The sequence below is a fragment of the Streptomyces sp. Xyl84 genome (assembly GCF_059731885.1).
Window position 1 is genome coordinate 1,143,416 of record NZ_AP029183.1, and the last position, 14,324, is coordinate 1,157,739.

Here is a 14,324-nt window from a genome sequence, read left to right on the forward strand (position 1 = left end):
CTGTGGGTTCATCGGCAACACGGAGGGCGCGGCGGGAAGGTTCACCGCGGGCGGGCCGGTGCGGGCCCGCCGTGGGCGGTCAGTCGTCGCCCTGGAGCAGGGACAGGACACGCAGCGCCTCCAGGTAGATCCACACCAGGGTCAGCGTGAGCCCGAAGGCCGCCAGCCACGACTCCTCGCGCGGGGCACCGTAGGCGACCGCGTCCTCGATCTGCTTGAAGTCCAGGGCGAGGAAGGCGGCGCCCAGGAGGATGCCGGCGATGCCGAAGACCACGCCGAGCGCGCCGCTGTCGAACCCGAGGCCGTGCCCGGCCCCGAAGGCGGAGAAGAGCAGGTCGGCCGCCATCAGCAGGAGGAAGCCGGTGGCCGCCGCCAGGACGAAGCCGTAGAAGCGGCGGGTGACGCGGATCCAGCGCATCCGGTAGGCGATCAGCACACCGGCCGAGACCGCGAAGGTGCCCAGCACCGCCTGGACGACGACGCCCGGGGAGATGTACGTCGAGGTGGCACTGGAGATGACGCCGAGGAAGACACCCTCGAAGGCCGCGTAGCCGAGGATCAGCGCGGGGGTGGGCCTGCTCTTGAAGGTCTGCACGAGCGACAGGACGAAGGCGACGAGCGCGGCGCCGACGGCGATGCCGTAGGAGCGGCCGATGCCGGCCTCGTCCACGGGGAGCAGGATCCAGGAGAGCACGGCCGTCAGGGCGACGGTGCCGAGCGTTCCGGCCGTGCGGACCACGACGTCGTCCAATGTCATCGAGGTGCGCGCGGCGGACGTGTCCTTGGCGGGGGAGAAGTCACCGCCGGCGGCGTACGGGTTGCCCGTCCACTCGTCGGCACGGGGTGTGCCGGCCGCGGTGGTGACCGCGGCGGCGACCGGCTGCGGTCGCGCTTGCCGCGCGGCCGGGTCCTGGGTGCCCTCGCGGCGGAAACCCCTGCGGGAGAAGATCGGGTTGCTGGTCCTCATGTCGGTGTCCTCCTCGTGTGCCGTACGGGTGGCAGGTGTGCCGGGTACGGCGGCCTTTCCTTGCGTCACCACTCTGACAGGTGACGCAAGGAAAGGCAAGGGATGTCACCTGTCTGACTGGTGATTTTCCGGTGAGTCGCGGAACGCGGCGCCCCGGGAACGCCGCGCCGTCCGCCGGAAGTTGTCATAGGTCCGCTTGAGCAGTTCCGCTGCCCGGCACACCTGGTCGTCCCGCGCGCACCGCGCACAGGTGCGCATGTGTGTCTCGTACGAGACGCGTGCCTGGTCGAGGAGGCTGCGGCCCGGTGGTGTGTTCTTCTCGTCCGGTGCCGGGGTGCTCATGAGAGGGCGGAGACTTCGAGGACGGCGGAGGCGAACGCGTCGGGCCGCTCCTGGGGCAGGTTGTGCCCGGCGCCCTGGATCACGTGGTGCACCCGGGGCCCGGTGAAGTGGGCGGCGGACGATGTGCCGTCGGTCCACGGGATGACGCCGTCCGCCGCGCCGTCGAGGGTGACGGTGGGCACCGTGATCGGCGGCCGGCCGGCCAGCCTGCGTTCGATCTCCGCGTACCGGGGGTCGCCGGGAGCTGCGCCGAGCCGGTGGCGGTAGCTGTGGATCACGATGTCGACGTAGTCGGGATTGGTCCACAGGGCGGCGGCCTCGTCGAGTTCGGCCTCGGTGAACTGCCACTCGGGAGAGTTGCGGTGCCAGACGACGCGGGCGAGTTCCTTGCGGTTCTGCTCCAGCCCCGCCCGTCCGCGCTCGGTGAGGAAGTAGAAGAAGTACCAGTACCCCGACTCCACGGAGGGGGCCAGCGGCGTCTGGGCGGCGGCGATGTCCTGGATGAGGTAGTTGTTCACGGAGACCAGCCCGGCGCAGCGCTGCGGCCACAGCGCCGCGGCGACGTCGGCGGCCCGCCCGCCCCAGTCGTAACCGGCGAGGACGGCCCGCCGGATCCCCAGCGCGTCCATGAAGGCCACTTGGTCCGCGCCGAGCGCGCCCTGCTGCCCGGAGCGGAACGTGTCCGGGCGCAGGAAGCGGGTTCCGCCGTGACCGCGCAGATAGGGCACGTAGCAGCGGTGGCCCTGGCGGACCAGCGCGGGGACGACCTCGGCGTAGGAGCCGACGGGGCTGAACGGCCAGCCGTGCAGCAGGATCACCGGGGCACCGTCGGCCGGTCCCGCGACGTGGTACGCGACGTCCAGCACGTCCGTACGCACATGCCGCACCGGGCCGAGCGCCGACGAGGTGTGTGCGCCGGGCCCGGCCTCCTTGCCGGCGGCGGTCTGCGCGGCGGGGGCGGTCTGCGCGGCGGGGGCGGTCTGCGCCGCGGCGGCGCGGCCGGCCGCCGGTACGATCCCCGCCCCGGACGCCGCCGCGGCCAGAATCCGGGTGAGTCCGCGTCTGCTGATCATTGTGCGCCCTCCTGACATGTGTCCTCCTGGGAACAGAGAGATGCCCCGCTCCGAAGGCATGGCAAGCAGGGAGCGGGGCATCGCGGTCCGGGCGCGCGCAGAGCCGTGTGCCGCGCCCGGGTGCGGTCGGCGTGCCCGGCAGTTGGCCGCCGACCGCTGCGGCTCGGTGTGGAGTCCCAGGCACCGGCCGCACCTGTCGCGCTCCGACACAGGGGTGTACGGCGGAGCGCGCAGGATCCTGGAGATGGCCGCCATCGCTTCGGGGGAAGTGAGCGAAGGCGGCCATCCCGTGACCCCGCCGCCAGGCCAGCCAATTGATCACCATGGCGGCGGGGGGTCTCTATATGGCTCAACGGGCCCGGTACCGGGCGGGGTTCACGTCAGGGGTGAGAAAAACCCGGTGACGGTGAATCCGGCTCCCGGCCGGGGTGCCGTCGGCCGTCCGTCCGGCCGGGCCTAAGAGCTGCGAACAAAAGTGGGTTCCGATCAGCGGGCGGTGTCCGGTGCGTGCGATCGCAAGGCGCCGGAAGGTCCTTGTAGCGGAGCTGTCAGGGCCTTCCGGCAACGCGGCGAGGGCGCGTGCCGGACACCGACCGCCGGGGCCCACTTTTGTTCGCAGCTCTAAAGGCCCAGATCGGCGGCCAGGCAGTTGAACCGCACCTCCGGGTCGTAGGCGCCGTCCGCCGTGTTCCGCGGGCTCGCCTGCTTCTCCTCGACCATGTCGGCGTAGGAGATGCGCTCGGGCAGCCTGCCGAACCGCGCCTGACGGGCCGCGGCCGCGCTGTCCACCGTGATCTTGATGTTCATCCTCGACCTCCGCTGGGTTCCGCGGCGGATGGTTCCGTCGTGTCCGGATGCCGGAAGTCTGACACCCCTGCGCGTCACCTGTCAAGCCGGTGACGCATGTCTCGGTGTGTGCGGGAGGTTTCCGTGCGGCGGCACCGTACTGTGGTGAGGAAACACGTGTCCCCGCATCCACGTGTCGCCATGCCGTACGGAGGTTTCCCGTGTCCCGAGTTCCCGAGCAGGTGTCCGTCTTCCCCGATCCGGTGCCGGAGCCGGTACTGCGCCTCGGCCCCAGTCCGGCCGCCGCCCTGGAGGCCGCCGCCTGGGCCCTGGCCGCCTTCGTCGGCACCCTGCGGGACGCACTGGACACCCCGCTCACGGAGGTGCTCGCCGCCGACCCGCAGCGCACCGCCGTCCTGGAGAGCGCGGGCCTGGTGCGCCCGGACGGCACCGGGTTCACCGTGCACCCGTCGCTGGTGCCGGCCGACGGGCCCACGGCGCGCAGCGCGGTCCAGGCGCGGCTGAGCGCGCTGCGCCAGGCGGTGTCCGCCGCGGCCGGCCCGGACGGCCCGAGCGGCCCGGACGGTTCGGCGTACGGCGGCTGGGCCGCGCAGAGCGACGAGGTGCTGCTGAACCAGGGCCGTGCCTCGGCCGCCACCGGCCGGGCACTGGCCGACAAGGTGGTGCCGCGGCTCACCGGGCTGGCGGAGCGGCTGGCCGCGCCGGACGCACGGATCCTCGACGTCGGCACCGGCGTGGCCGCGCTCGCCACCGTCCTCGCGGAACGCTTCCCGCAGGCCCGGGTGGCCGGCATCGACGTACTGGACCGGGTGCTGCGGCTGGCGCGCGCGGAACTGGCCGCGGTGCCCGCGGTGGTGGCGGACCGGATCACCCTGCGCCAGGAGGACGTCGCGGAGCTGGCGGAGCGGGACGCCTACGAACTGGTCTGGCTGCCCGCGCCGTTCGTGTCCGAGCAGGCCCTCGCGTCCGCGCTGCCCCGCCTGGCCGGGGCCCTGGTGCCGGGCGGCTGGCTGGTGGCGGGCACCAACCCGGCCTCCGGGGAACCGCTGCTGCGGTCCGTGGGCCGGTGGGCCGCGGTGCGCAACGGCGGCAACTCCTACGACACCGCGGCGATGACGGCGGCCGTCGAGTCCGCCGGGCTGGGGGAGGCACGGACCTTCCCCACCGTTCCCGGTGGCCCGGTGCTGGTCGCGGCCAGGCGGCCGCCGGTGTGAGCGTGGCCGCCGCCGTCCACACTGAATGGACCCTCGGGTCCACTCGTGTGTGATGATGGACCGCATGAGCAAGGGGATGACAGCCAAGGGCGCGGCGACGCGGATGCGCATCGTGGTCGCCGCCGCGCTGCTGATCAGGGAGAAGGGCGCCGCGGAGACGACCCTCGACGACGTGCGCGCGGCGACGTCCACGAGCAAGAGCCAGCTGTTCCACTACTTCCCGAACGGCCGGACCGACATGCTCGTGGCCGTGGCGCGGCACGAGGCGGACCAGGTGCTCCAGGCGCAGCAGCCCTACCTGGACGACCTGTCGAGCTGGGAGGCCTGGCAGAAGTGGAGCCGGGCCGTGCTCGGGCACTACACGGAGCTGGGCCGGCGCTGCCCGCTGGGCAGCCTCACGACCGAGCTGGGGAAGACCTCGGCCGAGGCCGGCGCGGTGGTCACGGAGCTATTCGAGACCTGGGAGGCGGCTCTGTCGCGCGGCGTCGAGGCGATGCTCCCCGGGGACGGCTCGGCGGCCGACCGGGCCCGCGTCGTCCTCACCGCCGTTCAGGGCGGGGCCCTGATGCTCCAGACCACCGGCCGTACCGACCACCTCGAAGCGGCCCTCGCCGCCGCGATCGAGCCGCTCCGGGCCCCGGCGGGGGACCGCGGCTGAGCGGCACGGGTTGACGGCACGGGTGGGGCGGCGTCGCTGAGCGGCACGGGTCGGGCGGCGTCGGCTGCGGGGCGCCGGTCGCGTGCCGCGGGCGGGTGGCGGGGACGCGGCGCGTCAGCCGGCGTCCAGCAGCTCCTGTGCCGCCCGCCGCAGTGTCGCCGCCGCGTCCTGCCCTCGGTCCAGGTGTCCGCCCACCATGGCGCCGTCCCTCAGCAGGACCAGGTTCCGTGCCAGCCGGTCGGGCTCGGGGTGTCCGGCGTCGCTGACCACATCGCGCAGGACGCCCCGGAACCACTCCCTGTGCTCGGCCACACACCTGCGTACAGGGTGCTCCGGATCCGGGTACTCCGCCGCGGCGTTGAGGAAGCCGCAGCCGCGGAATCCCGGCCGGTCGACACTCTCGCCGACCATGGCCATGATGCCCAGCAGGGCGTCGCGGCCCCGGTGCGCGGCCAGGACGGCCGCCACCGCCCGCCTGACCCGCGCGTCCCGCTCCTGGAGACAGGCGAGGACCAGCCCTTCCTTGCCCGCGAAGTGGCGGTAGAAGGTCGCCCTGGTGACCTGGGCCTCCGCGACCAGTTGCTCGACGCCCACGGTGTGGATGCCGCGCGTGTAGAACAGGTGGCCCGCGGTGGCCAGCAACCGCTCCCGGGGATGGGGCTTCTCGGTGGCGCCCGATGTCATGGCCACAGAGTACAGAGCGCCGGGCGCGGGGACGGTGCCCGGTCGGCGGGGCCGCCGGATCAGTAGGTGGTCACGAGCGGCTTCGTCTCGTCGACGACGTAGGTCGAGAGCATCATCGTCGTCACGGTTCCCACGTTGAGGGCGTTGTGGATGGCGCCCGAGGGGATGAAGAAGGGGTCTCCGGTGCGCAGTCGCAGGGCGGGCGCGTCGTCGAACTCCATCAGTACGTCGCCGCGGACGATGTAGCCGACCTCCACCCCCGGGTGGCTGTGCCGGCCCGACTGCTTGTGCCGGGGGATCTGCACGAGGGTCTGCACCGCCGCCCAGCCCGGGGCGGGCGAGGGGTGCTGCTGGAGGAGGGTGCGGGTGACACCCGCGGTCGGGTCGGCGGGGTCGACCGGGCCGACCGGGTGGTCGTGGGGGAGCGGCGGGGCGGCGGCGGCCTGCTGGGCGGAGGTGAGCGCGGCGATGCCGAAGGCACCGGCGGCGGCCGCCCCACCGGTACGGATGAGAGCGCGACGGTCGAACATGTTCATTCCCTCGGGTCGGCGGAGAAAGGACGGGCACGGAAGGCGGGGACAGAAGGAAGAACGACCTGCAAGGAGAGACGGAAAGAACGGTCGTTCTGTCATGAGGGAGAATACGTGTTCTCCCTCCCCGTGCTGCAAGAGCGGGATCCGGCCACGCCGGTGTCCGGACCGGATCAGGCGGCTGCCCCGGGGCCGGGGCGGTCCAGCCGGGACGCGATGTCGCGCACGGTGGCCTCCCGCACAGTGGCGTCGCGCACGGCGGCCTCCCGTGCCGCGGCCTCGCGCACGGCGGCCTCCCGTGCCGCGGCCTCGCGCACGGCGGCCTCCCGTACGGTGGCCTCCGGTGCCGCGGCCTGATGTCCCGCGTACGCCTTCTCCAGGGCCTGCCGCCAGGAGACCACGGCCGGGTTGCGGCGCAGCAGCGCCCTGCGTTCGCGTTCCGTCATGCCGCCCCACACGCCGTGCTCCATCCGCCGGTCCAGTGCGTAGGACAGGCACTCGATGCGCACGGGACAGCGGTAGCACACGCTCTTCGCCCCGTTCTGCGCGGCGCCCTCGGCGAACATCTGCTCGGCGCTCCCGCGGCACGCTCCCCTGACAGCCCACTCCATTGCGGCCTCACCTCATGGCTCGTCCATGCGCGCACTGCGCACATGTCTCGACGGTGCAGATATGTGTGACCCTAACCCAGATATGGTGGGACCGGACACCGGAGCATCTGACCGGATGTCGCTGGTCGTTCAGGGTTTCGGAGCCCCGGCGAGGGTGTTCCGTCCCGGACGACCGCTCCTGCCACTCGATTGACCGGACTTTGCGGTCTGTTTAGTCTGACCGGCAAGGGTGACTTTCCGGCCACTCTGGACGACGTGCACCCTTTGGTGTGCTTACGCTGCTCGACGTGTGCGGGTTCGAGGGGGAGGAGCGGGCATGCGACACAGCCGCCGCCCGGGGGGCCAGCGAAGAGACCGGTTCTCCGCCCGGGTCCGCGCCGCGCGAGGTGATGCGGACGCGGGGCCGCGGGCCCGGTCCGGCGGTGAAGGGAGTGGGGCGCCGTGAAGTCGCTCGTCACCATGATCGGGCGGGACGACGAGCGGGCCCGGCTGTCCGGTCTCGTCACCGCCGCCGCAGGACAGGCACTCGTCCTGCGGGGGGAGTCCGGGGTCGGCAAGAGCGCCCTGCTCGACGATGTCGCCGCACTGGCGGCGGACGAGGGGCACGAGGTGATCCGGGCCGCCGGGGTCGAGGCGGAGTCGGATCTGCCGTTCGCCGGGCTGCACCAGATCCTCTATCCCCTGCTGCCCCACATCGAGGCCCTGGACGAGGGCCACCGGGCCGTCTTCGACGCCGTGTTCGGACAGACCGAGGGCAGGCCGCCGTCGGTCATGACCCTCGGCATCGCCGTGCTCGACCTGCTCTCCCTCGCCGCCTCGCAGAAGCCGCTGCTGGTGATCCTGGACGACGGCCAGTGGCTCGACGCGTCCAGCGCCGAGGTGTGCGGATTCGCGGGACGCCGGCTCACCGGCAGTTCGGTGAAGCTGCTGATCGCCCTGCGCTCCGACGTCCCGTCGCGCTTCGACACGGCCGCGCTGCCCGAGGAACCGGTCCCGGCGCTCACGGAGGCGGCCTCCGGAGAACTCCTGGACGCCTGCCACCCCGGCCTGGACCCCCATGTCCGCCGGCTCGTCCTGGACCAGGCCCGGGGCAATCCGCTGGCCCTGCTCGAACTGCCCCCCTTCCTCGACGGCGACCGGTCCGGCCGAGGGCCGCTGGGCGCCTTCGCCTTCCAGAGCGTCCCGCTGCCCCGGCGCCTCCAGCACGTGTACGGCACACGTGTCGAAGCCCTCGGCGACGCCGTGCGCCAGGAACTGCTGCGCGGCGCCCTCGACGGAGTCGGCACCTCGGCGGCGGCCACGCACACCCCCGCGCGGCGCTACCGCATGCGCGACGCCGACGAGGCGGTGGCGGCCGGACTCCTGCAGACGGACCCGGCCGGCGGCGACTTCGTCTTCCGCCATCCGCTCGTGCGCTCCACCGTGGTCCAGCTGGCCACCCCCAACCAGCGGCGGGCCGCCCACGCCGACCTCGCCCGCATCCACCACGACGACGTCGAGCGCCGGGCCACCCACCTCGCGGCCGCGGCGATCGACCCCGACGAGGAGGTCGCAGCCGCCCTGGAGGCCGCGGCGGACTCGGCGACCAGGCGCGGCGCGGCGGTGACGGCGGTGACCTGGCTGACCCGTGCCGCGGAGCTGAGCGAGAGCCACGAAGGCCGCTCCCGCAGACTCAGCAACGCGGCGTTCACGGCCGGGTACGCGGGGCTGCTGGACCAGGCGCAGCAGCTCCTGCACGCCGAACTGCCCACCGGCCGCAACGAGAGCCCCTCGTCGGTGGCCACCGTCGCCTACATGTCGTGGTACGAGGACGGGGACGTGCGGTCCTCCCGGCGCCAGGTCGCCGCCGCCATCGAGAAGCTGCGCGCGAACGGGGGGCGCGAGGCCCCCGAAGTCCTGCTGCGGCTGGTGAACCTGCTGCTCGGGATCGAGCAGTACGCCGGCGAGCCGGAGTCGTGGCGGCAGACGCGCGAACTGCTCGACTCCCTGGGCGACCTGGTGACGGAGCGCTCGCTGATCTACCGCGACGCCTGGGGCGACGTCGTCCTGCACGGCGCGGGCCTGGCCGACCGCGTGGAGCGGGCCTTCGCCGACCTCTCCGAGCTGGAGCCCTGGGACGTGATGCGCCTGGCCGTCTGCGCCTACCACGTGGACATCCTCAGCCAGTACCGCCCGCACCTGCAGCGCATCGTCGAGCGCGAGCTGGAGACGGGCGCCATGGGGGTCGGGATGACCATGCTGCACCTGATCATGCTCGACCAGATGGCGGTCGGCGAGTGGGACGAGGCGGAACGCACCGGTCAGCGCGGCCTGGACCTGATGGGGTCCCACGGGTACACGCTGCTGGCCCAGCAGACCCGGGCCTATCTGGCGCTGGTCGCCGCGCAGCGGGGGCAGGCCGAGCGTGCCCGGGAACTCCAGGCCATGGTCGACTCCTGGGCCCGCCCGCGCGGTGTCGGCTTCCTGACCCAGCTCGCCGACGCCGCCGGTACCGCCGCGGCCCTGAGCGAAGGCGACTACGAGGCCGCCTACCTGCACGCCATCGGCATCACCTCGCCTGGCACGTTCACGCCGTACGGGCACCAGGCCGCGCGCACCCTGCTCGACCTGGTCGAGGCCGCGGTGCACACCGGCCGCTCCGAGCAGGCCAGGCGGCACGCGGTCGCCGCGCGGGAGGCGGGACTGCCCGCCGTCTCGCCCCGCCTGGCCATGATCACCTACGGGGCACTCGCGATGACGGCCACGGACGAGACGGAGGTCGCCGAGATGTACGAGCGGGCCGAGACCCATCCGGCCACCGCCCACTTCCCGTTCGAGGCGGCCCGGATCCGGCTCGCCCACGGCATCCGGCTGCGGCACACCCAGGGTCCCAAGGCCGCGCGCCGGCTCCTGACCATGGCGGCCGAGACGTTCGAACGGCTCGGTGCGGCGACCTGGACGGAACGGGCCCGCACAGAGCTGCGCGCGTCGGGTGTCTCGGCGCGCGCCGCGTCCGCGCACCTGTCCACGCTCACCTGGCAGGAGCGCCGGATCGCCGACCTCGCCGCGAGCGGGCTGACCAACAAGGAGATCGGCGAGCGGATGCACCTGTCGCCGCGCACCGTCAGCTCCCATCTGTACCGGGTGTTCCCCAAGCTCGGCATCACCTCGCGCGCCGCGCTGCGGGACGCGCTCGGCAAGGCCCAGGAGACCGCGCAGGACTGAGTCGCGCACCGCGCCGCACCGCGCCCGCTCCGTTCCGGGCGGGCCGGGGCGGGCGGGGCACGGGGGCCGGCCGGTCACCGGTCAGGGCCGCCCGCGTGGATCCCCTGCTCGGCGAGCCAGTCGAGGACGTGGTCGGCGACCGCCCGCCAGCCGCTGTCCACGGTCAGGGTGTGGCCGCGGTCGGCGAACTGCTTCAGGTCGCTCACCGCCACCGAGTCGCCGTACAGCTTGTAGACGGCCCGGGTCAGGGAGTCGGGCACCACGCGGTCCTCCTGCCCCGAGATCAGCAGCAGCGGCCCGCGGACGGTGTTGCCGACGTCGGCGACGGTGCGCGGGTGCGGGGCCGGACCGCCTTGGCCGAGATCGGTGAGCAGGCGGCGGGGCGCCGGGACGACGTACCGGTCGTAGAGCCGGGCGGACTCCTCCGCGCCGACGGTGTTGGCGAAGACGCGCCGGAACTCCTCGCGCGACAGGGGCACCGCCGTGTCGTCGTACGGCGCCGGGCCGCCGGAGGCCGTCGTGTCGTCGTACGGCGCCGGGCCGCCGGAGGCCGTCGTGTCGCCGTACGCCGCTGTGCCGCCGTACATCGTCGTGCCGGCGGCCGACGCCGTACCGCCGTCGGCCGCGCCCGCGGCACTCACGGCACCCGCCGCATCCTCCGCACCGGTCGCGCCCGCCGGCCCCGGCCGGTCCCGGCCGACCTGCGGTGCCACGTTCGCGATCGGGGCCGGCGCGACGGCCACCGCCGCCCGGCCCAGGCCGCGGCCCAGGAGGTGCTGGACGACGAGGCCGCCCACCGAGTGCCCGATGAGCACGGGCGGTTCGTCGAAGGACGCCGCGAGACGTCCGAAGTGGTCCGTGAGGGCGTCGAGGCCGAGACCGCGCAGCACGTCGGGACGGCGGCGCGCCTCGCGCACCGAGTCGGGTTCGCCCGGCCAGCCGGGCGCCCACACCGTGAAGCCCCTGCTGGTGAAACGCTCGGCCCACGCCTCCCAGGACAGCGCGTGGAACCACGCTCCGTGGACGAAGACGACGGGGGTACTGTTCACAGCTGGGTCCTCCGAACGGGGAGCGGACATCCGGCACCGGCATGCGGGCGACCGTCCAAGCATCGTTCAGGCCGCCGGACGGCCGGAACAGTCGAATGACTTAATGTTCCCCGCCGCCCGGCCCGGGGCCGGGCCCCGGCCGCCGCGCGGGCACCGAAGTCCCGCACTCCTCCGCCTGCGGCGGCACCGGCGCGGCCCCGGTCCCGCGAGCGCCCGGCGCACCCCGCCGCGGACACCCCGCCGTCTCTCACCGTCAAGTGACTGATGTGCCCGAGCGGTGGCCGGGGCGAGAGTGAAGACCGCCAGCCCCCGCTTCACGGAAGGACATTTCGTCATGAGCGGCGATCACCACGACGTGCGGACCCAGCACACCGCATCCGCGACCCCGTCCGGATCCGCCCCCCAGAGCCTGCCCCTGCTCCGCCTGGACATCCACCGGATGCTGGACGCGATGGAGTGGCAGGAGACCCGGGCCGAGTTCCGGTACGACCCTCTCTCGCCGCTGGTCGTCACCGTCACCTTCCTCATCGAGGGCGGACCCCGTGCCACCTGGCGCATCGGCCGCGACCTGCTCTACCAGGGCCTCCACTCGATGAGCGGTGTCGGTGACATCCAGGTGTGGCCCTCACACCTGGAGGAGCGGGCGACGGCCTGGCTGCAGCTCATGTCGAAGGACGTGGGAGCCCTCTTCGAGCTTCCCGTCCCGCCGCTGGCGGAGTGGCTCGACGACACCTACCGGCTCGTCCCGGCCGGTACGGAGACGAGCCGGCTGGATCTGGACACCTTTCTCGCGGATCTGCTCGACGGCCCCGAAGTGCCGTCCGACTGACTCCGGGAGATAATGAGTCACCTGTTTGACAGGTGACGAAGCTTGTGTGACAGTCATCGCGCAGATCCCGCGGTGATCCCACGAACAAGCCTCGGCCGCCGGTTCCCGCGCCTGCCGGCGCGGCGGGCGGCGAGGGTGTACGACGAACGCACGACGGAGGATTCACATGATCAACAGGCGGAACTTCAGCAAGGCCGTGGGCCTGGGCACGGCCGCGGCCTCGCTGGTCGGACTCCAGGGCGTCCAGGCCGCCTCTGCCGCCTCGCAGCGGGGCGGCGGCGCGCCGGTGCCGACCATCCCCACGATCGCGCCCGGTACCCACACCTCCTTCGAGCGGCTGAAGCACGTCAAGGCCGGTCTGCTGGACGTCGGCTACGCCGAGGCGGGACCCCACCACGGACCCGTCGTCATCTGCCTGCACGGCTGGCCCTACGACATCCACAGCTACGTCGACGTCGCCCCGCTGCTCGCGGCGCAGGGCTACCGCGTGATCGTCCCCTACCTGCGCGGGCACGGCACCACGAGCTTCCTGTCCTCGCGTACGTTCCGCAACGCCCAGCAGTCGGCGATCGCGCTCGACATCATCGCCCTGATGGACGCCCTGAAGATCGAGAAGGCGGTGCTCGCCGGCTTCGACTGGGGTTCGCGCACCGCCGACATCATCGCGGCGCTGTGGCCGCACCGCGTGAAGGCGCTGGTGTCGGTGAGCGGGTACCTGATCACCAATGTCGAGGCGCAGAAGACGCCGCTGCCGCCCAAGGCCGAGTACGCCTGGTGGTACCAGTACTACTTCGCCACCGAGCGGGGCCGCCTCGCCATGGAGAACAAGGACGACCGGCACGACCTGTGCCGGCTGGTCTGGGACACCGTCTCCCCGACCTGGGGCTTCGACGACGCCACCTTCGAGCGTACGGCCCAGGCCTTCGAGAACCCCGACTACGCCGCGATCGTGATCCACAACTACCGCTGGCGGCTCGGTCTCGCCGACGGTGAACGCCGCTACGACCGGCTGGAGAAGCAGCTCGCCGCGCAGCCGTACATCTCGGTGCCCACCGTCACTCTCGACGCCGAACGCGATCCGTTCACCGCGGCTCCGGGCGACGGGTCGATGTACCGGAAGTTCTTCACCGGCAAGTACCAGCACCACACGCTCGAGGGCATCGGCCACGACCTGCCCCAGGAGGCCCCGACCGCCTTCGCCCAGGCCGTCGTCGAGGCCGACCACCTCTGAGCCACCACCTTCGAGCCGACCCCCTCCGGGTAATCGCCTGTGAGGGATCACCTCTGAGCCGGGCCGCCTCCGACACGTGTCCGCCGGCCGGCCCCTGGCCGGCCGGACGCACCCCCGTCCGGTCCCGGTCCACCCGCCGTCCCCCTCCGAAGGAGCCCTCTCGACCATGAGCGAAGTCCAGTGGAACCGCATGACCGCCGCCCAGCTGCGTGACCTCGCGGCCCAGGACGCGGTGGTGCTGCTGCCCGTGGGGTCCACCGAACAGCACGGACCCCACCTGCCCACCGGGGTGGACGACCTGCTGGCGGCCGAGGTGTCCCGCCGGGCGGCCCATCTGGCCTCCGAGCACACACGTGTCGTGGTGACGCCGTCCGTGTGGGCGGGCCTGGCCGAGCACCACATCGCGTTCGGCGGCACCTTCTCGCTCAGCCTGTCCACCTACCACGCGCTGCTGCGGGACATCTGCCGCTCCGTGCTCCGGGCGGGTTTCTCCCGGATCATGATCGTCAACGGCCACGGCGGCAACATGACCGCCCTCAACGCCCTCACCAACGAACTGACCGCGGAACTGGCCACGCCGATCGCCTTCGCCAGTTACTTCAGCGCCGGGCGGGACGTGGTGCGCGACACCCTGGAGACGCAGAACGGTCTCATGCACGCCTGCGAGGGAGAGACGTCCATGATGATGGCCGCGTTCCCCCAGCTGGTCCAGGAGGAGCACCTGGACGCGGCCTGGGGACCGGAGATCACGCTGCCGGCGGAGTCCAGCGACCCGGTATACCTGTTCGTCCCCTTCGACCGCATCACCGAGTCCGGGGTGGCGGGCAACGCCCGGGTGGCGACGGCGGACAAGGGCGAGCGCATGCTCGCCGGCTGTGCCGCGGCGCTCGCCGACGTCATCGCGAGCGACCCGTGGGCCAAGACGCGGGACCGGTGACAGCCGGGCGGCACAGCGGATGGACCGTACGGTCCGGACGGTAATCGGCATCCCCCGCTTTTGGACTTGTGGGTCCATTTTTCGCGGCGCATGATTGGACCAAGTGGTCCATGGAGGCAGTGGGCCCGTCCGGTGGCGTTTCTCGTCACCGGGCGGGCCGTTCGCCGTTCGGGGCCGCACACCCACCC

At 72.9% G+C, this 14,324-nt stretch carries 13 protein-coding genes; 6 read left to right on the plus strand and 7 right to left on the minus strand.

All coding sequences use genetic code 11. The features are described from left to right. Positions 1-79: 79 nt before the first annotated feature. The 3 genes from AC6I72_RS36395 to AC6I72_RS36405 form a co-directional block, all read right to left on the minus strand. A complete protein-coding gene (locus tag AC6I72_RS36395) occupies positions 80-967 on the minus strand; it encodes a Bax inhibitor-1/YccA family protein (RefSeq protein WP_498005929.1) in 888 nt (295 codons plus the stop codon). Between the two features lie 338 nt (positions 968-1,305). Beyond that, the gene (locus AC6I72_RS36400) at positions 1,306-2,382 is read right to left on the minus strand and encodes an alpha/beta fold hydrolase (RefSeq protein ID WP_498005930.1); all 1,077 of its coding nucleotides are present in this window, start codon (positions 2,380-2,382) and stop codon (positions 1,306-1,308) included. A gap of 621 nt (positions 2,383-3,003) precedes the next feature. After that, positions 3,004-3,189 carry a hypothetical protein gene (locus AC6I72_RS36405; RefSeq protein WP_498005932.1) on the minus strand — a complete coding sequence of 62 codons (186 nt, stop codon included), beginning with the start codon at positions 3,187-3,189 and terminating at the stop codon, positions 3,004-3,006. Between the two features lie 200 nt (positions 3,190-3,389). Between AC6I72_RS36405 and AC6I72_RS36410 the strand changes: the two genes are divergently transcribed. Next, positions 3,390-4,403 (plus strand): class I SAM-dependent methyltransferase, encoded by a 1,014-nt coding sequence (locus AC6I72_RS36410; protein WP_498005934.1) that lies wholly within the window; start codon positions 3,390-3,392, stop codon positions 4,401-4,403. Positions 4,404-4,467: 64 nt separating this feature from the next. Beyond that, positions 4,468-5,061, plus strand: coding sequence for a TetR/AcrR family transcriptional regulator (locus AC6I72_RS36415; protein WP_498005936.1), 594 nt, complete (start codon positions 4,468-4,470; stop codon positions 5,059-5,061). Between the two features lie 114 nt (positions 5,062-5,175). Here the strand turns inward: AC6I72_RS36415 and AC6I72_RS36420 are convergent, their stop codons facing one another. The 3 genes from AC6I72_RS36420 to AC6I72_RS36430 all read right to left on the minus strand — a co-directional run bounded on the left by AC6I72_RS36420 (position 5,176) and on the right by AC6I72_RS36430 (position 6,886). Continuing rightward, entirely contained in the window at positions 5,176-5,745 is a 570-nt protein-coding gene (locus AC6I72_RS36420) for a TetR/AcrR family transcriptional regulator (protein ID WP_498005937.1), read from the minus strand. A gap of 59 nt (positions 5,746-5,804) precedes the next feature. Then, positions 5,805-6,275, minus strand: coding sequence for a cupin domain-containing protein (locus tag AC6I72_RS36425; RefSeq protein ID WP_498005939.1), 471 nt, complete (start codon positions 6,273-6,275; stop codon positions 5,805-5,807). A gap of 173 nt (positions 6,276-6,448) precedes the next feature. Further along, positions 6,449-6,886, minus strand: a complete 438-nt coding sequence (locus AC6I72_RS36430; protein ID WP_498005940.1) for a WhiB family transcriptional regulator — start codon at positions 6,884-6,886, stop codon at positions 6,449-6,451. 459 nt (positions 6,887-7,345) lie between these two features. Here AC6I72_RS36430 and AC6I72_RS36435 point away from each other — a divergent pair, with 459 nt between their 5' ends. Continuing rightward, the gene (locus AC6I72_RS36435; RefSeq protein WP_498006457.1) at positions 7,346-10,090 is read left to right on the plus strand and encodes a helix-turn-helix transcriptional regulator; all 2,745 of its coding nucleotides are present in this window, start codon (positions 7,346-7,348) and stop codon (positions 10,088-10,090) included. A gap of 74 nt (positions 10,091-10,164) precedes the next feature. Here AC6I72_RS36435 and AC6I72_RS36440 read toward each other — a convergent pair whose 3' ends face one another. Beyond that, positions 10,165-11,139, minus strand: coding sequence for an alpha/beta hydrolase (locus AC6I72_RS36440; RefSeq protein ID WP_498005942.1), 975 nt, complete (start codon positions 11,137-11,139; stop codon positions 10,165-10,167). A 334-nt stretch (positions 11,140-11,473) separates the two neighbouring features. On the opposite strand from AC6I72_RS36440, the gene AC6I72_RS36445 reads away from it, so the two are divergent. The 3 genes from AC6I72_RS36445 to AC6I72_RS36455 all read left to right on the plus strand — a co-directional run bounded on the left by AC6I72_RS36445 (position 11,474) and on the right by AC6I72_RS36455 (position 14,136). Then, positions 11,474-11,968 carry an SsgA family sporulation/cell division regulator gene (locus AC6I72_RS36445; protein WP_498005944.1) on the plus strand — a complete coding sequence of 165 codons (495 nt, stop codon included), beginning with the start codon at positions 11,474-11,476 and terminating at the stop codon, positions 11,966-11,968. 166 nt (positions 11,969-12,134) lie between these two features. Then, complete coding sequence (locus tag AC6I72_RS36450) at positions 12,135-13,199, plus strand: alpha/beta fold hydrolase (RefSeq protein WP_498005946.1); 1,065 nt, start codon at positions 12,135-12,137, stop codon at positions 13,197-13,199. Between the two features lie 166 nt (positions 13,200-13,365). Next, the gene (locus AC6I72_RS36455; RefSeq protein WP_498005947.1) at positions 13,366-14,136 is read left to right on the plus strand and encodes a creatininase family protein; all 771 of its coding nucleotides are present in this window, start codon (positions 13,366-13,368) and stop codon (positions 14,134-14,136) included. Positions 14,137-14,324: the final 188 nt, after the last annotated feature.